Consider the following 16,231-nt stretch of genomic DNA (forward strand, 5'->3'; position numbering starts at 1 on the left):
ACTGTCCGCGAGTCTCTTTTGAGACTTCCCTTACTTTTTTTGTGACTTTTCCATCAGCGATGCGAAATGTCAAACGAAGCTTGGTGAAATCAAAACGAGCCCGACCCGGCCTCGCCATGTTCGGTGATCACCGCATCGAAACCATCCATGCCGGAGAAGAAGGCGCGCTTGAGCTTGCCGATCTTGCTCGAATCGATGACCAGGTAGTTTTCCCGCGCCAGGCTCATCACCTTCTGCTTCACCACCGCCTCGTGGAAATGCTCGCAAGTGGCGCCGCGCTTGGCATCGACGCCGGCGGCCGAGAGGAAGGCGGCGTTGATGCCGACGCTCTTCAGGATGTCGAAATCATGCGTGCCCGAGAAAGACGCCGAGGCCGGATGGTAGACGCCGCCCAGCATGATGATCGTCACATTGGCCTTGCGGGTCAGGCGCTCCGCGACATTCATGGCGTAACATATTGCCGTTATTCGGTAATCGTCGGGAATGAGGTCGATCAGATGGATCAGCGTCGTGCCGCAGTCGACGAAGATCGTCTCGTCGGGCCGTATCTTGCGCACCGCGTGCAGGCAGGCTTCGCGCTTCGCCGCCGCATGGCTGTCGGCCGCGGTCGCCAGTTCGTAAGGGATATCGGCGTCGATCTCGGCCGCGGCCAATATGTGTCCGCCGAGATAGGCGATCTGGCCCTGGTTGGTGGCGATGTCGCGCCGCACCGTCATTTCGGAGACGCCGAGCAGCGTGGCCGCTTCGCTGAGATGGATAACCCGCCGTTCCGACAAGAGATGGATCAGCCGGGCTGTCCTTTGCGCTTTGCGAGCAGTCATGCGTGAGGCCTGTCGGTCACCTGAAATGTGAGGAATTTAACAACTGCTCCCGCTCGGATGCAAGCGACGCGTGCGGACCGCCCGCCGTGAGCCACGAACATGCCTGTTTACAAGGCTGTTGCCTGCCTGGAACCGATGGTGCCGACCATCAGGCGCTGGTGGATTTTCCCGCCCCGAACCGCAGCCCGTCCATCAACAGCTTGACCAGCCGGCGCGAGCGGTCGCGCCACTCGGGCGTGTCGGGTGCGGAGTAGATGCCGCCGAGCGCGTGCAGCACGTCGGAGGCATCGACGTCGCCGCGGATCGTGCCGTCGGCCACCGCGGCCTCGACCAGTTGCCGCAGCGCCTGCGAAACCCTGCCCGACGTGTCGGAAAACAGCGTGGAATTGGTGGTGAGCAGGATGCGCAGGCTGGTCGAGAGTCCTCGCTTGGTGGCGATATAGTCGACGAAGCGGCGCATCCATTCTTCCAGCGCGACATCGGAGGCATGTTTTCCCGCGAGCTCGCCCGCTGCCGCGCACAGCGCCTCCACCTCGCGGCGGTAAACCACTTCGACCAGATGCTCGCGCGTCGGGAAATGCCGGTAGAGCGTGCCGATGCCGACGCCGGCCTGGCGCGCGATCTCCTCGAGCGAAGCATCGATGCCGCGCTCGGCGAAGATTGAAGCCGCCACCTCGACCAATCGGTCGCGGTTGCGCCGCGCATCGGCGCGCAGCGGTTTTTGCGCCGTCTCGGGCTTTGGTTCGACAGATGCGGGCGGCTCAAAAGCCAATTTTTCTCTCCACCTGGGATATGGGGGCTTGAACCATGCCTGGCCAGCCCCCACGTAAATAAACGGAGGCACCTCCGCTTTTAGTGGAGAAGCCTTATCATATAATCAGGGGAACCGGTATGTCACGTCTCTCGAAGCCGCAAGCCGCCACTTTCCCACCCCGGTGGAGATTGGCTGTCGCCTGACCTTGCCCTTCCCCGCCTCTACCCCAATTCATTCCCCTCAGCGTCAAGCAACTGGAGCCAGACGCCCATGACCAGTCTTCCCATCTCGCTCACCGTCAACGGACACCGACACGAACTTGAGGTCGACCCCCGCGTCACCTTGCTCGACCTGCTGCGCGAGCGGCTTGACCTCACCGGCACCAAGAAGGGCTGCGACCGCGGCCAGTGCGGCGCCTGCACGGTGCTGGTCGACGGCAAACGTATAAACTCCTGCCTGGCGCTGGCGCTCAGCCATGACGGCGCCGAGGTGCTGACCATCGAAGGCGTCGCTCACGGCGAAGAACTGCATCCGGTGCAGGCCGCCTTCATCAGCCATGACGGCTTCCAGTGCGGTTTCTGCACGCCCGGCCAGATCATGAGTACGCTCGGCCTGATCGCCGAGGGCCAGGCCGGCAACGATCCCGAACGCATCCGCGAGGGGCTGAGCGGCAACATATGCCGCTGCGCGGCCTATGGCGGCATCGTCGAGGCGGTCCTGGAAGCCCAGGAGCAACTTGCCAAGGCCAACCGGAGGACAGCGGCATGAGAGACTTCGATTATATCAGGCCCACCTCCATCCCCGATGCCATCGCGGCGGCGGCCGAGCCGGGTTCGGCCTACCTGGCCGGCGGCACCAATTTGCTTGACTTGATGAAGGGCGGTGTCACCAGCCCAGAGCGCATCGTTGACATCTCGCGGCTGCCGGAACTCAACCGCACCGAAAGGCTGGACGATGGCGGCCTGCGCATCGGCGCGCTGGTCCGCAATGCCGACCTTGCCCATGACGCGGCGTTCGCCAAGGATTATTCGGCGGTGGCGGAAGCGCTGCTGTCAGGCGCCTCCGCGCAGCTTCGCAACGCCGCCACTGTCGGCGGCAATCTCCTGCAACGCACGCGCTGCAGCTATTTCTACGACACCGCCAGCGCCTGCAACAAGCGTGTATCAGGCGCGGGCTGCGCGGCACTTGGTGGCGAAAACCGCCTGCACGCCGTGCTTGGCTGGAGCGATGCCTGCATCGCCACCCATCCATCGGACTTCTGCGTGCCGCTGGTGGCGCTTGACGCCGTTGTCGAGATCGAAGGCACAAGGGGCCGGCGTCATGTCACGCTGGAGGAATTCCACCGACTTCCCGGCGCAGCGCCGCAGCGGGAGAATGCGCTGGAGCCCGGCGACCTGATCGTCGCCGTGCGCCTGCCGGCGGAGGCTGCCTCCTTCGCCGCCAATGCCCGCTACCTGAAAGTCCGTGAGCGCACCTCCTATGCTTTCGCCGTTGTCTCGGCCGCGGCGGCACTCGTCGTCGACGACGGCAAGATCCGCGCCGCAAGGCTGGCGCTCGGTGGCGTCGCGGCCAAGCCGTGGCGCGCGCGCGCGGCGGAAGCCGTGCTGCTTGGCGCCGACGCCAATGAAGCGACCTTTGCCAGCGCGGCCAATGCCGCATTGGCCGATGCCAGCCCTTCCGGCGACAATGCCTTCAAGATCGAGCTTGCCCGCCGCATCGTGGTCAGGGCGCTGATGTCAGCGCAGGCGGGAACGCCCGAGCGGCTGCCGGCCCTGCCTGCCTCCCCCTTTTCCTCTATTCCCGGAGCGCGCCATGACGCTTGAACTCAGCTTCAACCAGCAACCCGGCCATCTCAGGCAAGGCTCCAGCATTGGCCAGCCGCTGACCCGCCGCGATGGCTTTCTCAAGGTCACCGGTGCCGCGCGCTACGCGGCCGACAACCATCCGCCGGGCACGCTCTACGCCGTGCTCGCTGTCGCGAGCATCGCGCGCGGCCGCGTTGCCTCGCTGGATGTCGAGGCGGCCAAGGCGCATTCGGGCGTGGTCGAGGTGATGACGCCCAGGAACCGGCCGGCGCTCGCCACCGACCCGGATGCCAAGGACCATCCGTTCATGTTCCGGCTCGACCTGCTGCAGAACGACCAGGTCCGCTACCCCAACCAGAGCATCGCCGTGGTGATCGCAGAAACGCTGGAGGCGGCGACCGAAGGGGCGGCACTGCTGTCACCGCGCTATGAAGCATTGCCGGCGCGCGTCGGTCTCGACGGCGCCAAAAGCTTCGTGCCCCGTGGTGTCGGCGTCGGCAACCCGGCGGTGCAGGAGAAGGGCGATGTCGAGGCCGGCCTCAAATCGGCGAAGACGCGGATCGAGGCCTCCTACGAGACGCCGGCCCAGTACCACAACGCCATGGAGCCGCATGCAATCGTCGCCGCCTGGGATGGCGACAGGCTGTCGATCGACACGCCGAGCCAGGGCCTTGCCATGGCGCAGGGCCGCATCGCCGGTCTGTTTGGCATCCCGCCGCAAAACGTCCATATTCGCAGCCCTTTCCTGGGCGGCGGCTTCGGCTCCAAGGGCATGATTTCGGGGCCGCAAGTGCTGGGCATTCTGGCGGCCAGGCTTGTCGGCCGCCCGGTCAAACTGGTGCTCCGGCGCGAGCAGATGTTCGGCCCGGTCGGCCATCGCGCCCCGACTCGCCAGACATTGCGCATGGGCATGGATGGCGAAGGGCGGCTGACGGCGATCGACCACCGCGCCAAGACCGCGTCAAGCACGTTCGACGATTTCTTCGAACCGGCGGCGGACGCTTCGCACACGCTCTATGCCAGCCCGGCCATCGCCACATCGCACGAGGCCGTGCGGCTCGACACCGGTACGCCGCTGTTCATGCGGGCGCCCGGCGAAGCCACCGGCTCGATCGCGCTTGAGAGCGCCATCGATGAGGCGGCGCATGCCTGCGGCATGGACCCGCTGGAATTCCGCCTGAAGAACTATGCCGAAGTCGAGCCGATGACCGGCAAGCCGTTTTCCTCCAAGGCGTTGCGCGAATGCTATAGCCAAGCCGCGAAGGCATTCGGCTGGGCGAGCCGCCCGCTTCAGCCGCGACTGATGCGCGACGCCGACGGTTTCCTCACCGGCTGGGGCTTGGGCACGGCGACGTTCCCCGCACTCATGTTCCAGGCCGAGGCACGCGCGGTGCTGCGGGCCGACGGCAGCGGCTTGATGGAGACCGGCGCCCAGGACATGGGGCAAGGCGCCTGGACCGCTTTCGCCCAGATCGCCGCCGACGGGCTGGGGCTCGACATCGACCAGGTCGATTTCAGGGCCGGCAGCTCCGACCTGCCCAATGCAGGCATTGCTGGCGGCTCCGGCCACACGGCGACGGCCGGCATGGCGATCCACAATGCGGGTGCCGCCGTCATCGCCAGGCTCGCCGATCTCGCCACCGGCAACGAGGCCTCGCCCTTGTTCGGCGCCGGCAATGAGGGCGTTGTGGCGCGCGGCGGCCGGCTGTATCGCCGCGACGACGAGAACCGGAGCGAAAGCTATGGGGAGATCCTGACCCGCGCAGGCCTCATCGAGATCGAAGGCCACGGCACGGGCGCCCCGGATCCGGCGTTCCAGGAAGCCTATGCCAAGCACGCGCATGGCGCGGTATTCGCCGAAGTGAAGGTCGATCCCGATTTCGGGCAGATCCGCGTCACAAGGCTGGTCGGCGCGTTCGCCGCCGGGCGGGTCATCAATCCCAGGCTGGTGCGCAGCCAGTATTATGGCGGCATGATCTGGGGCGTCTCCTTCGCGCTGCACGAGGAAGCCATCACCGACCGGCGCTCTGGCCGCATCCAGAATGCCAACCTCGCCGAATACCATGTCCCGGTGAATGCCGACGTGCCGTCGGTCGAGGCGATCCTGGTCCATGAGGACGACCCTTACGTCAACGCGCTCGGCATCAAGGGCGTCGGCGAAATCGGCGTCACCGGCACGGCCGGCGCGGTTGCCAATGCCGTCTGGCATGCGACCGGCGTGAGGCCTCGCCGCTTTCCGATCCGCATCGAGGACCTGCTGGGGTGAGGAGTGGTCCGCGTGGCGGACGGGAAGCCAATTGCCCGGCTTCCCGGACGACGACCGCCTGAAGCGACAGCAAAGGCCGGGCAGTTTTAACCAGCCGGCAGCCCGGCCGCGCAACGTGATCAACCGACTTCGCGTCAAGCAACTGGAGCCAGACGCCCATGACGAAAATGACCAAAATTCCCGTTCATCTCGATATCAACGGCCACCATCACGACCTCCAACTCGAACCGCGTGTCACGCTGCTCGACGCCTTGCGCGATCGCCTCGGCCTGACCGGCACCAAGAAGGGCTGCGACCACGGCCAGTGCGGCGCCTGCACCGTCCATGTCGACGGCGAGCGCGTGCTGGCCTGCCTGACGCTGGCAGCGCAAGCCGAGGGCCGCACGATCACAACCATAGAGGGGCTTGCACGGGAGGGCGAACTGCATCCCGTGCAGGCTGCCTTCCTCAAACAGGACGCCTTCCAGTGCGGCTATTGCACGCCGGGCCAGATCATGTCGGCGGTTGCCTGCATCCGCGAGGGCCATGCCGGCTCGGATGATGAGATCCGCGAATACATGGCCGGCAATCTCTGCCGTTGCGGCGCCTACCCCCACATCGTCGCCGCCGTGCGCCAGGCGGCGCTGGAGGTCGCGTCATGAGGGATTTTTCCTATCTTCGCGCCACCTCGGCCGACGCCGCCCGCCAGGCGGCGGCACTCCCCGGCGCCATGCTGCTCGCCGGCGGCACGACGCTGATCGACCTTGCCAAATGCGGCGTCGCCGAGCCCGACACGCTGGTCGACATAACCCATCTCGAGGGGCTCGACCGGATCGAGATCGACGAGCGCGGCGCCATAATCGGGGCACTGGCCAGGATGGGCCATGTCGCCGACCACGCTGACATCAAGAGCCGCTTCCCCGCCATATCCGAGGCGCTGTGGCAGGCGGCCTCGGCGCAGATCCGCAACATGGCGACCATCGGCGGCAATCTGATGCAGCGCACGCGCTGCCCCTATTTCCGCGATCCCTCGAACTTCGCCGCCTGCAACAAGCGCGAACCCGGAAGCGGTTGTTCGGCGATAGGCGGCGTCACCAGGGGCCATGCCGTGCTCGGCACCAGCGAGGCCTGCATCGCCCTGTATCCCGGCGACCTCGCCGCAGCACTTGTCGCTTTCGATGCGGTCGTCCATCTCGGCGATCGGCGCATCCCGGTCGACGACTTTTTCCTGCTGCCGGGCACGACGCCCGACAAGGAACACGCGATCGAACCGGGCGAAATGATCACCGCCATCGAAATCCCCGCCTCCGCGGCCGCGCGGCGCTCGACCTACCTGAAAGTCCGCGACCGGCAGTCCTATGAATTCGCCGCGGCCAGTGCCGCTGTCGGACTCGAACTGGAATCCGACGGACGCACCATCCGCGATCTGCGCGTGGCGCTCGGTGGCGTTGCCACCAAGCCCTGGCGAGCAAGGGCCGTGGAAGAAGCCTTGAAGGGCAAGGTATTGGAGCCGGAAACTGTCCGCGCGGCCAGCCTGCTCGCCGTCGAAGGCGCCGTCGACCATGGCGCCAACCACTACAAGATCGAACTCGCGCCGCGCGTCGTCGCACGCGCCATCCTCAAATTGGGAGAAGCGGCATGACCGTTCACAACATCAGAGTTGGTGAAACAAAACGGGGCGACGCCGCCGACGGCGCACTGGTGGAGGCCGTCGGCGGCCGGCTGTCGCGCGTCGACGGCCCGGCCAAGATCACGGGTGCGGCCAGATACGCGGTCGAGCAGCAGCTCGAAGGGCTCGCCTATGCCGTGCTGGTCGAAAGCACCATCGCATCCGGCAAGGTGCGCGCCATCGACAGCAAGGCGGCCGAGGCGGCACCGGGCGTGCTCGAGGTGCTGACGCCAGACACCATCATCAGCCTGAGAACCGCGGCGGACTGGTTCGGCACGCCGCCGCCCGACAAGCCCTATTGCCCGCTGGCGCGCGACATTACCTTCTCGGGCCAGCATGTCGCGGCCGTCGTCGCCGAGACCTTCGAGCAGGCCGTGGCCGCCGCGGCGATGGTCAAGGTCAGCTATGGCGAGACGCCTGCCATCGTCGACCTCAGCGACGGCAAGGCCGGCGACGGCATCCCGATCGATGCCATGACCAAGGAATGGGGCGACGCGGCGGCCGCCTTCGCCTCCGCCCCCGTGCGTATCTGCGCCGCCTACAACACGCCGCGCGAATACCAGGCGCCGATGGAGCCGCATGGCCTGATCGCCCACTGGGAGGGCGACCACCTCACGGTGTGGGAACCGAGCCAGTGGCTGGACGGCATGGCCCGCACCTATGCCGAATGGTTCGGCGTACCCTTCGAGAATGTGCGGCTGGTCTCGCCCTATGTCGGTGGCGGCTTCGGTTCCAAGGCGCTGGCGCTCGGCCATGGCGCGATTGCCGCGAGTGCCGCCAAAATGCTCGGCCGGCCGGTGCGGCTGGTGATGACGCGGGCGCAGACCTTCACCGGCTATGGCGGCCGCGCCGCGACCCGCCAGACAGTGACGATCGGCGCCGACCATGACGGTAAAATCCAGTCGATCGTGCATCGCGGCGTCAACGAAACCTCGATCGAGGGCATGTGGGTCGAGCCGCTGGGCTCGGTCACCTCGATCATGTACGCGACGCCGAATTTCTCATCGAAACAGAATGTCGTGCGGGTGAATTCGGTGGTGCCGGGCGCCATGCGCGCGCCGGGCGAAAACCCCTCGGCCTTCGGCATCGAGAGCGCCATCGACGAGCTCGCCTACGAGGTCGGCATCGATCCGCTGGAAATCCGGCTGAGGAACTATGCCGAGCAGGATCCGCATGCGAAAAAAGCTTGGTCGACCAGGCAGTTGCGCGAGGCTTTCGCGGCGGGCGCGGAACGCTTCGGCTGGGCCAGGCGCACGCCTGAGCCACGCTCGATGCGCGACGGCAACCATCTGATCGGCTGGGGCGTCGCCGCCGGCACCTATCCGGTGCGGCGCGCCTATGGCGAGGCCATCGTGCGCATCCTGGCCGACGGCTCGGTCGAGGTCGAAAGCTCCTCCATCGACATGGGCCAGGGCACCTACACCATCCTGGCGCAGACCGCCGCCGAGACGGTCGGCGTGAGCGGCGACGACGTCGTGGTGAAACTGGGCGATTCCCGGTTCCCCCGCGCCGGTGTCTCCGGCGGCTCGCGGCTGGCCGGCGTGATGACCGGCGCGGTCTACAAGGCGGCGACCTCGGCGCTCGACCAACTGATCGGTCTGGCAATCAGCGATCCGCGCTCGCCCTTCCATGCGCTGCAGGCCAACACGCTGGTCGTCGCCAAGGGCCGCATCACCGCGCCACGCGGCGATGGCCCCGATGTCTCGATCGCCGAACTGCTCAAAAGCGTCGGCCGCGTGCATATCGAGGCGACCGGAGACACCATGCCGGCCAATTCGAGCGCCGAGGACCGTTACAAGAACTACACCACCATCGCCATGGCGCTGCCGCACACCGAGGGCGACTATTCCCGTCACTCCTGGTGCGCGCATTTCGTCGAGGTGCGCGTCGACGAGGATTTCGGCACGGTGCGCGTGTCGCGCGTGGTGTCGGCGCTGGATTCGGGCCGGCTCTACAATCCAAAGCTGGCCGAAAGCCAATGGAAGGGCGGCATCATCATGGGCATCGGCCAGGCGCTGCTCGAAGAAGGCATCGTCGACCGCCGCCACGGCCGCATCGTCAACAACAACCTCGCCGACTATCTCGTGCCGACCAATGCCGACATCCCCGACATCGAGACGATCTCGGTCGGCATCCCCGACCCGCACTCCTCGGTGCTCGGCGGCAAGGGCGTCGGCGAACTGGCGATCGTCGGCATCGCGCCGGCCATCGCCAATGCGGTCTTCCACGCGACGGGAAAGCGGATCAGGGATCTGCCGATCACCCTGGAGAAGCTGATTTAGACAGAGGCGTGGTGCGAGGCGCCCCCCTCTGCCCTGCCGGGCATCTCCCCCTCAAGGGGGGAGATTGGCAGCTTTGGCGCTCCGCCAGCTCGACAGCCTTGATCATTGGCGAAGACGATGAAGCGAATGATCTCCCTCCTTGAGGGGGAGATGGCCGGCAGGCCAGAGGGGGGCGGCCAAGCGCAAACCTCACCATTCCAATGCGAAAACCAGCTTGCCGAAATGCAGGCCGCCGGCGGCCATGTGGGCGTAGGCTTCGGTCGCCTCACCAGGTGAAAACACCTTGTCGACGACCGGCTCGATCCCCGCCGCGCCGATGGCCCGGGCGGCGTCGATGAGATCGGACACAGATCCGGTGTTGTTGCCGACCACCTTCAGCGCCTTGATGATGATCGGCAGCAGGTTGATCGTGGCCTCGGCGCCGGTGACGAAGCCTATGGTGAACAGCGTGCCGCCGGGCGCGGTGGCGTTGACGGCGCGGGCGAAGGTGGCGCTGCCGCCGGTCTCGACCACGAGGTCGGCGCCGAGGCCGTCGGTCAGCTCCAGCACCTTGCCGTCCCAGTCTGATGTCGCGCGGTAGTTGATGAGATGATCGGCGCCCAGGGTCTTCGCCCGTTCCAGCTTTTCGTCCGACGACGAGGTGATGATGACGGTGGCGCCGGCGGCTTTCGCGAGTTGCAGGGTAAAAATCGAGACGCCGCCAGTGCCAAGCAGGACGACGACCGAGCCCGGACCGACATTGGCGGCGCGGATGGCGTTCCAGGCGGTGGTGCCGGCGATCGGCAGCGTCGAGGCCGCCTCGAAGGAGAGGTGCGCCGGCACCGGCACCAGCGAATTGGCCGGCAACACGACATATTCGGCCAATGATCCCGGCAGCGAGACGCCGCGCATCTGCGTCATCTCGTAAGGCCGCGGCGGGCCGCCGATCCAGCGCGGCTTGGCATGGGCGACGACGCGATCGCCGATGGCGAACCTCGTCACGCCCTCGCCCAGCGCGACGATCTCGCCGGCGCCGTCGGCGACGGGAATGAGCGGGAAACTCGGTCCGGGATAATTGCCGCTCGCCACCGCCACATCGACGAAATTGAGGCTCGCCGCACGCTGGCGGATCAGCACCTCGCCGCGCTGCGGTTCGGGGTCCGCGACAGTGGCGGCGCGGAAGGCGCCCAGCTTGGGCTGGCTGAGTTCGATGGCTTTCATGGTTTCACTCCGGTGGACGATTGATGGATTGAGTGAACCTATTTGCTGCGCTATCTCTGGATAATCCTTGTTTTCTGCAATTGAGAACTGTGAATGATGCAGCAATCTCACGAGCCCGCGACCCTTGCCGAAATGGCTGCCTTCGCCGCCATCGCCGAGGCGCGGTCCTTCACCAGGGCGGCGGCCCGTGTCGGGCGTGACGCGACCATCCTGTCGCGGCGCCTGCAATCGCTGGAGGCGCGGCTGGGGGTAAGGTTGCTCTCGCGCACGACGCGCAGCGTGTCGCTGACCGAAGCGGGGGCCGAGTTCCTGGTGCGCGTGCGCGCCATTCTCGCTTCCGTCGACGAGGCCGAGGCCGTCGCGTCCGCGCATGCGGGCGGGCGCCCGCGCGGCGTGCTCAGGCTGGCGCTGCCCGGCACGTTCGGGCGCATGTGGATCGGGCCGCTACTGCCTCAATTCCTTGCCGAATTTCCCGATGTCCGCATCGAGGCCGAATTCTCCAACCGCTTCACCGACCTGGTCGCCGAGAATTTCGACGTCGCCGTGCGGCTGGGCAGCCTGGAGGATTCGCGCCTGGTGGCGCGCAAGATGGCGACGCGGCGCCGGCTGCTCTGCGCGGCTCCCTCCTATCTCGCCCGCAGGGGCAGCCCGGAAACACCGCAAGCGCTGCTCGACCATTCTTGCCTGGGCTTCTCGGGCTTCCAGACCTTTCCGGCCTGGGAGATGACCGACCGCAAGGGCCGGCGCGCGCGCGTCGAGGTTTCGGGGCCGCTGGTCAGCGACGATGCCGAGGTGCTGGTCCAGGCCGCCGTGCAAGGCGCCGGCCTGATGATGAGCACCGACTGGCTGGTCGGCCGCGAGCTCGCCGACGGACGGCTGGTGCCCGTGCTGGAGGAATGGACGCTGGCGGACGAAGGCGCGGTCTATGTCGTCACGCCCTCGGCCAAGGGAAAGGCCGCCAAGACCCGCGCCTTCGCCGACTGGATCGGCAAGCGCTTCGCGCCGGAGCCGCCGTGGAGGGGGTGAGTATGCTGGAGCGTCTATCCCAGGCGTGACGCCCGGTCGCCGCCCCTACTCCGGCGACGGCACCGGCGGCTTCGATGTTAGCGCGGTGCCGGCAGCGGCGACAATGACCGCCGCGATGCCGGCCAGTTGCGGCATGGTCAGGCTTTCGCGCAGGAACAGGAACCCGGCGAGCGCGCCGAGGCCCGGCTCCAGGCAGGTCAGCGTGCCGTAGATGCGGGCAGGCATGCGGGTCAGCGCCACCATTTCCAGGAAGAATGGCAGCGCGCTGGAGAACAGGCCGACGAGCAGCGCGCTGACCAGGATCGATGGCGCGAGCAGGCCGCTCCCTGCCTCGGCAATGCCGAAGGGTAGCACCAGCACGGCGGCGATGGCCATGCCATAGGCGGTGGTGCGGGTGCCGAGTTCCGCGCCCGCCTTCTGCGCCAGCACGATATAGAGCGCCCAGAAACCGCCGGCCGCCAGCGCCAGCATCACCCCGATCGGATCGAGCGGCTTTAGCGAGTGGATGAAGGGCGACAACAGCACGATGCCGGCGACGGCAAGCGCGATCCAGGCAAAGTCGCTGGCGCGCCGCGAGGTCAGCGTCGCCACCAGCAGCGGCCCGGAAAACTCCAGCGCCACGGCGACGCCAAGCGGGATCCTGGCAAGGGCGGCGTAGAACAGAAGGTTGAGCGCGCACAGCGTCACCCCATAGGCGACGAGCCACGGCAGAGTGGCGCGCGACGGTCGCATCTGCCAGGGCCTGAGCACGGCGATCAGCATCAGCGCGCCGATGACCAGCCTCAGCGTCGTTGTGCCTTGCGCGCCGATCACCGGGAACAGCGTCTTGGCGAAGGTGGCGCCGATCTGGATCGACACCATGGCGCCCATCAGCGCCGCGACCGGCAAGGGTGCTGCTTCGCGGCTGGCAACCGGCATCGATGTCACTTTGGTCCATCCTCCATGCCGGCAGGCGGAAACCTGCCGGCACCAACGCAATAGGGTGAACCGGCCTAACTGTCGTGATGCAGTGCGGATGCCTCGATGAGGGCACGGCTAAATGGCATGACCGGCGAGCATTGCCGTCGAACGTCACATCAGGTCGCCGCGCCCGTCCGGCAGTCTCGTGATCGCTGCCAGGACCAGCAGCGCGGCACTGCCCAGAACCGCCATCGCCCCGAGCGACCAGGCAATGCCGACATGCACGATGGCGACCGACAAGGCAAAAGGCGCGACGGCCGACACGATCAGCCGGGCCGACATCACCCGCCCTTGCAGCCGGCCGTAGCCCTCGCTACCGAACAATCCAAGCGGCAGCGAGCCGGTGACGATGCTGAAAAGCCCGTTGCCCATGCCGAAGATGACGGCGAACGCCATCGCACCGGCGATGGAGGGCGCGGTACTATCCAGCACGACCACACCGGCCGTCATCAGGCTGGCCGAGATGATGGCAAGCATCAAGGGCGACAGCTTGCCGCCGAAGATCATATTGACGAAACGGCTCAACACCTGTGACGGCCCGAACAGCGTTCCGACGATGGCGGCGGTCGCGCCGAGGCCAAGTCCGGAAAGCAGCGGCACCATATGCACCAGCACGGCGGCGGCGATCAGGTTCTGCAGCGAGAAGGCAATGACCATCAGCGCCAGGCCGAGCGGCCGCGACGAGGCGGGAAGCGATCCCTTGATATGCCGTGGCGGCGCGCTTGCCGCCCGCCTGCCCTTGGCAAGCCCATGCGAGAGCCAGGCGTGCAGCGGCAGGCAGACAAGCAGGTTCAGCCCCGCGAAGACAAGATAGACGCTTTGCCACGACATGTGCGCGTGCAAGGCCGAGGTGATCGGCCAGAACACGGTCGAGGCGAAGCCGGCAATGAGGGTGAGGTAGGTAATGCCGCGTTGCGCGGCATGCGGCCTGATCTGCACCAGCAGCGCGAAGGCGGCGCCGTACTGCACCAGGTTCGATGCCACTTCGAGGACGATCAGCGCCGCCACGAAAGCCACGGCCGCGGGAGCGCTCGCGCAGGCGGCGAGTGCCGCCGCTGCCAGCACCGAGCCGGCGGTCATGACTTTCCCGGCGCCGAAGCGGTCTATCCAGCGTCCCAGCCAGGGCGCCGTCAGGCCGCCAACCAGCAAGGCGGCCGAAAGCGCGCCGAAAATCCATTCGGTCGGCCACCCCAAATCCCTCGCCATGTCGGCGGCAAGGATACTGAAGCTGTAATAGAGCGTGCCATAGCCGATGATCTGGGTGATCCCCAGGGCGGCAATCGCGGCTATCGGCGCGCGTTCCGAGGCATCGAGGTCGGATAGGCCCCGATCACTTGCTGCCACGGTCACCGGTGACCACCTCGCCGTCTTCCTTGGTGAAATGGTTCACCGGATGGTCAAGCAGGTCGAGCACAAGCTCGGACGGCCGGCACAGCCGCGTCCCCTTGGACGTCTCGACGATCGGCCGGTTGATCAGGATCGGATGCCTCAGCATGGCATCGAGCAGCTGCTCGTCGCTGCATTTGGGATCGGCAAGGCCAAGCTCGGCATAGGGCGTGCCCTTTTCGCGCAGTACAGCGCGCACCGGAATTCCCATGGCGGCGATCAGCTGGCGCAGGCGGTCCCGGTTGGGCGGATGTTTCAGATACTCGATGACGACAGGCTCCTCGCCACTCGCCCTGATCATGGCAAGCGTGTTGCGCGAGGTGCCGCAGTCGGGATTGTGGTAGATCGTTACGGTCATGGCGCGGCCTCGACGGCAAGAGATTGGATTTCGGATTGCGGCTGCAGCAGCCACGTCATCAACACCAGCGCGAAGCCGGCGCCTGCGAACTCGGCGGCGATGAAGCCGGGAAGACTTGCCGGGCTGATTCCGGAATACGTGTCCGTGAGCGCCCTCGCCACCGCGACCGCGGGATTGGCGAAGGAAGTCGAGGCGGTGAACCAATAGGCAGCGGTGATATAGAGGCCAACCAGCCAGGGCACGGCCACGCGTTCGAAGCGCAGGCCGGCGAGGATGACGGCAAGCAAGCCGAAGGTCGCGACGCCTTCCGAAAGCCATTGCCCGGCGCCGGTGCGGTCATGCGTCGACAGCGCCAGCGGCGCCAGGCCGAACATCAGATGCGTGATCGCCGTGCCGGCAATGCCGCCGGTAAACTGCGCCAGCATATACAAGGCGCAGTCGCCGGCCGACAGCCGGCGCGAAAACGTCAGGGCGAGCGACACGGCCGGATTGAAATGGGCACCGGATATCGGGCCGAGGATCGTGATCAGCACGACGAGGCTCGCACCGGTTGGCAGCGTGTTGCAGAGAAGTGCCAGCGCGCCGTCGCTCGTCAGCGACTGTGCCATGATCCCCGAACCGACGACCGTGGCCACCAGCAGCGCCGTGCCGAGGCTTTCCGCGACCACACGGCGCGGCAGGTCGAACTGCCGCTCGACTGTCATCGCGCCGTCTCCCGCGCATCGGCCGCACAGCAGCTTGGCGTCAGCGCCGGCGCGCAGATTTCCGGCCTTCCGGAGCAGCAATCCTCCATCAGGAAGCGGATCAGCCCGCTCAGCGCTTCATATTCGGCGCTGTAGACCATCGAGCGGGAATCGCGGCGCACGCTTACCAGCCCTGCCCGTTCAAGTTCCTTCAGGTGGAAGCTCACATTCGAGGCCGAGACCTCGACCTTCTCGGCGATGGCGCCCGCGGCAATACCATCCGGACCCGCGATCACCAGATGCCGCAGGATGCGCAGCCGCGTTTCCTGCGAAAGGGCCGCGAAGGCGGACAGGGCTTGACGTTCATCCATATTTCAACAATCCTATAAATATTGAAACAAGGATTACCTCACATGCTCGCCTCTGACAATCGGGAATTTGAACCCGCCACTGGTGACCCCGAGGACATCACCATCGCTGGTCTCCTGGGCTTTCTGGCCGGCCACGAGGACAGGCAGCTGGTGTTTTTCCATGATGGCCGGTCGGTGAAGCCCGGCTACCACGTCACCGAGGTGAAGGCCGGCACATTCGCCGCGCTGGACTGCGGCGCCAACCCGGAAGCCTGGGCCGAGATCTTCATCCAGCTCTGGGACGTCGACGAGGGCGACCGCACGCATATGCCGGCCAGGAAATTCTCAGCGATCATCCGCAAGGTGACCGAGCATGTCGATCTCAACCCTTCCGCCCGGCTGACCTTCGAGGTCAGCGACGGTGTGCGTCCGATCGCGCTTTATCGGGCCGCCCTTCCCCAGCTCGCCGACGGCGCCGTGCATGTGGACCTTTCGCCCCGGCCGGCAAGCTGCAAGCCGCGCGACCGTTGGCTGGAGGAGGGTCGAAAACCCAAGGCCTGCTGCGAGCCTCCCGTCGGCTCGCAACCGTGTTGCGGATAAATTGCTCGCCTCCAGGCAAGGAAGGCTTCGTCCCTCAGTTCAGGGCTGGCATCGGGCGACAGTCCCGGTGCGATGCACCATCCAACTCGCTG

Annotated in this window: 16 protein-coding genes; 8 read left to right on the forward strand and 8 right to left on the reverse strand. The window is 66.5% G+C overall.

Annotated features, from left to right (window positions below; translation table 11 throughout):
- Positions 1-89: 89 nt before the first annotated feature.
- Together FJ948_RS23590 and FJ948_RS23595 are read right to left on the reverse strand one after the other, a co-directional pair.
- The gene (locus tag FJ948_RS23590; RefSeq protein ID WP_140708674.1) at positions 90-821 is read right to left on the reverse strand and encodes a DeoR/GlpR family DNA-binding transcription regulator; all 732 of its coding nucleotides are present in this window, start codon (positions 819-821) and stop codon (positions 90-92) included.
- A gap of 148 nt (positions 822-969) precedes the next feature.
- Complete coding sequence (locus tag FJ948_RS23595; RefSeq protein WP_140708676.1) at positions 970-1,593, reverse strand: TetR/AcrR family transcriptional regulator; 624 nt, start codon at positions 1,591-1,593, stop codon at positions 970-972.
- A gap of 252 nt (positions 1,594-1,845) precedes the next feature.
- On the opposite strand from FJ948_RS23595, the gene FJ948_RS23600 reads away from it, so the two are divergent.
- The 6 genes from FJ948_RS23600 (at position 1,846) to FJ948_RS23625 (ending at position 9,576) form a co-directional block, all read left to right on the forward strand.
- On the forward strand, positions 1,846-2,343 hold the full coding sequence (locus FJ948_RS23600; RefSeq protein WP_140708678.1) for a (2Fe-2S)-binding protein: 498 nt from the start codon (positions 1,846-1,848) through the stop codon (positions 2,341-2,343).
- A complete protein-coding gene (locus FJ948_RS23605; RefSeq protein ID WP_140708680.1) occupies positions 2,340-3,398 on the forward strand; it encodes a xanthine dehydrogenase family protein subunit M in 1,059 nt (352 codons plus the stop codon). The genes FJ948_RS23600 and FJ948_RS23605 overlap by 4 nt, the downstream gene beginning before the upstream one ends.
- Positions 3,388-5,646 (forward strand): xanthine dehydrogenase family protein molybdopterin-binding subunit, encoded by a 2,259-nt coding sequence (locus tag FJ948_RS23610; protein WP_140708682.1) that lies wholly within the window; start codon positions 3,388-3,390, stop codon positions 5,644-5,646. Before FJ948_RS23605 ends, FJ948_RS23610 begins: the two co-directional genes overlap by 11 nt.
- 167 nt (positions 5,647-5,813) lie before the next feature.
- Complete coding sequence (locus FJ948_RS23615; protein ID WP_181173803.1) at positions 5,814-6,287, forward strand: (2Fe-2S)-binding protein; 474 nt, start codon at positions 5,814-5,816, stop codon at positions 6,285-6,287.
- Positions 6,284-7,267 carry a xanthine dehydrogenase family protein subunit M gene (locus FJ948_RS23620; protein WP_140708686.1) on the forward strand — a complete coding sequence of 328 codons (984 nt, stop codon included), beginning with the start codon at positions 6,284-6,286 and terminating at the stop codon, positions 7,265-7,267. The genes FJ948_RS23615 and FJ948_RS23620 overlap by 4 nt, the downstream gene beginning before the upstream one ends.
- Entirely contained in the window at positions 7,264-9,576 is a 2,313-nt protein-coding gene (locus tag FJ948_RS23625; protein WP_140708688.1) for a xanthine dehydrogenase family protein molybdopterin-binding subunit, read from the forward strand. The genes FJ948_RS23620 and FJ948_RS23625 overlap by 4 nt, the downstream gene beginning before the upstream one ends.
- 189 nt (positions 9,577-9,765) lie before the next feature.
- Here the strand turns inward: FJ948_RS23625 and FJ948_RS23635 are convergent, their stop codons facing one another.
- Complete coding sequence (locus FJ948_RS23635; protein WP_140708690.1) at positions 9,766-10,776, reverse strand: NAD(P)-dependent alcohol dehydrogenase; 1,011 nt, start codon at positions 10,774-10,776, stop codon at positions 9,766-9,768.
- 96 nt (positions 10,777-10,872) lie between these two features.
- Here FJ948_RS23635 and FJ948_RS23640 point away from each other — a divergent pair, with 96 nt between their 5' ends.
- On the forward strand, positions 10,873-11,802 hold the full coding sequence (locus FJ948_RS23640) for a LysR family transcriptional regulator (protein ID WP_140709088.1): 930 nt from the start codon (positions 10,873-10,875) through the stop codon (positions 11,800-11,802).
- A gap of 45 nt (positions 11,803-11,847) precedes the next feature.
- On the opposite strand, the gene FJ948_RS23645 is transcribed toward FJ948_RS23640, so the two are convergent.
- From FJ948_RS23645 to FJ948_RS23665, 5 genes are all read right to left on the reverse strand, one after another.
- Positions 11,848-12,729 carry a DMT family transporter gene (locus FJ948_RS23645; protein WP_140509421.1) on the reverse strand — a complete coding sequence of 294 codons (882 nt, stop codon included), beginning with the start codon at positions 12,727-12,729 and terminating at the stop codon, positions 11,848-11,850.
- A gap of 144 nt (positions 12,730-12,873) precedes the next feature.
- Positions 12,874-14,112 carry an arsenite efflux MFS transporter ArsK gene (gene arsK / locus FJ948_RS23650; protein WP_246677596.1) on the reverse strand — a complete coding sequence of 413 codons (1,239 nt, stop codon included), beginning with the start codon at positions 14,110-14,112 and terminating at the stop codon, positions 12,874-12,876.
- Positions 14,093-14,506 (reverse strand): arsenate reductase (glutaredoxin), encoded by a 414-nt coding sequence (gene arsC, locus FJ948_RS23655; RefSeq protein ID WP_140708692.1) that lies wholly within the window; start codon positions 14,504-14,506, stop codon positions 14,093-14,095. The genes arsK and arsC overlap by 20 nt, the downstream gene beginning before the upstream one ends.
- Positions 14,503-15,210: an MIP/aquaporin family protein gene (locus tag FJ948_RS23660; protein WP_140708694.1), complete on the reverse strand. Its 708-nt coding sequence runs from the start codon at positions 15,208-15,210 to the stop codon at positions 14,503-14,505. The genes arsC and FJ948_RS23660 overlap by 4 nt, the downstream gene beginning before the upstream one ends.
- The gene (locus FJ948_RS23665) at positions 15,207-15,560 is read right to left on the reverse strand and encodes a metalloregulator ArsR/SmtB family transcription factor (RefSeq protein WP_140708696.1); all 354 of its coding nucleotides are present in this window, start codon (positions 15,558-15,560) and stop codon (positions 15,207-15,209) included. The genes FJ948_RS23660 and FJ948_RS23665 overlap by 4 nt, the downstream gene beginning before the upstream one ends.
- A 42-nt stretch (positions 15,561-15,602) precedes the next feature.
- Between FJ948_RS23665 and FJ948_RS23670 the strand changes: the two genes are divergently transcribed.
- Positions 15,603-16,139, forward strand: a complete 537-nt coding sequence (locus tag FJ948_RS23670; protein ID WP_140708698.1) for a DUF6428 family protein — start codon at positions 15,603-15,605, stop codon at positions 16,137-16,139.
- Positions 16,140-16,231: the final 92 nt, after the last annotated feature.

The organism is Mesorhizobium sp. B2-3-12, from assembly GCF_006442205.1.
In the GTDB taxonomy this organism is placed as follows: domain Bacteria; phylum Pseudomonadota; class Alphaproteobacteria; order Rhizobiales; family Rhizobiaceae; genus Mesorhizobium.

Excerpts from the sequence above, each read along its gene's own strand:
- FJ948_RS23625 (WP_140708688.1), top strand. The coding sequence starts at position 7,264 with ATGACCGTTCACAACATCAGAGTTGGTGAAACAAAACGGGGCGACGCC.
- FJ948_RS23640 (WP_140709088.1), top strand. The coding sequence starts at position 10,873 with ATGCAGCAATCTCACGAGCCCGCGACCCTTGCCGAAATGGCTGCCTTC.
- FJ948_RS23605 (WP_140708680.1), top strand. The coding sequence starts at position 2,340 with ATGAGAGACTTCGATTATATCAGGCCCACCTCCATCCCCGATGCCATC.
- FJ948_RS23590 (WP_140708674.1), bottom strand. The coding sequence starts at position 821 with ATGACTGCTCGCAAAGCGCAAAGGACAGCCCGGCTGATCCATCTCTTG.
- FJ948_RS23635 (WP_140708690.1), bottom strand. The coding sequence starts at position 10,776 with ATGAAAGCCATCGAACTCAGCCAGCCCAAGCTGGGCGCCTTCCGCGCC.
- FJ948_RS23600 (WP_140708678.1), top strand. The coding sequence starts at position 1,846 with ATGACCAGTCTTCCCATCTCGCTCACCGTCAACGGACACCGACACGAA.
- FJ948_RS23670 (WP_140708698.1), top strand. The coding sequence starts at position 15,603 with ATGCTCGCCTCTGACAATCGGGAATTTGAACCCGCCACTGGTGACCCC.
- FJ948_RS23660 (WP_140708694.1), bottom strand. The coding sequence starts at position 15,210 with ATGACAGTCGAGCGGCAGTTCGACCTGCCGCGCCGTGTGGTCGCGGAA.
- FJ948_RS23620 (WP_140708686.1), top strand. The coding sequence starts at position 6,284 with ATGAGGGATTTTTCCTATCTTCGCGCCACCTCGGCCGACGCCGCCCGC.
- FJ948_RS23610 (WP_140708682.1), top strand. The coding sequence starts at position 3,388 with ATGACGCTTGAACTCAGCTTCAACCAGCAACCCGGCCATCTCAGGCAA.
- FJ948_RS23665 (WP_140708696.1), bottom strand. The coding sequence starts at position 15,560 with ATGGATGAACGTCAAGCCCTGTCCGCCTTCGCGGCCCTTTCGCAGGAA.
- arsC (WP_140708692.1), bottom strand. The coding sequence starts at position 14,506 with ATGACCGTAACGATCTACCACAATCCCGACTGCGGCACCTCGCGCAAC.
- FJ948_RS23615 (WP_181173803.1), top strand. The coding sequence starts at position 5,814 with ATGACCAAAATTCCCGTTCATCTCGATATCAACGGCCACCATCACGAC.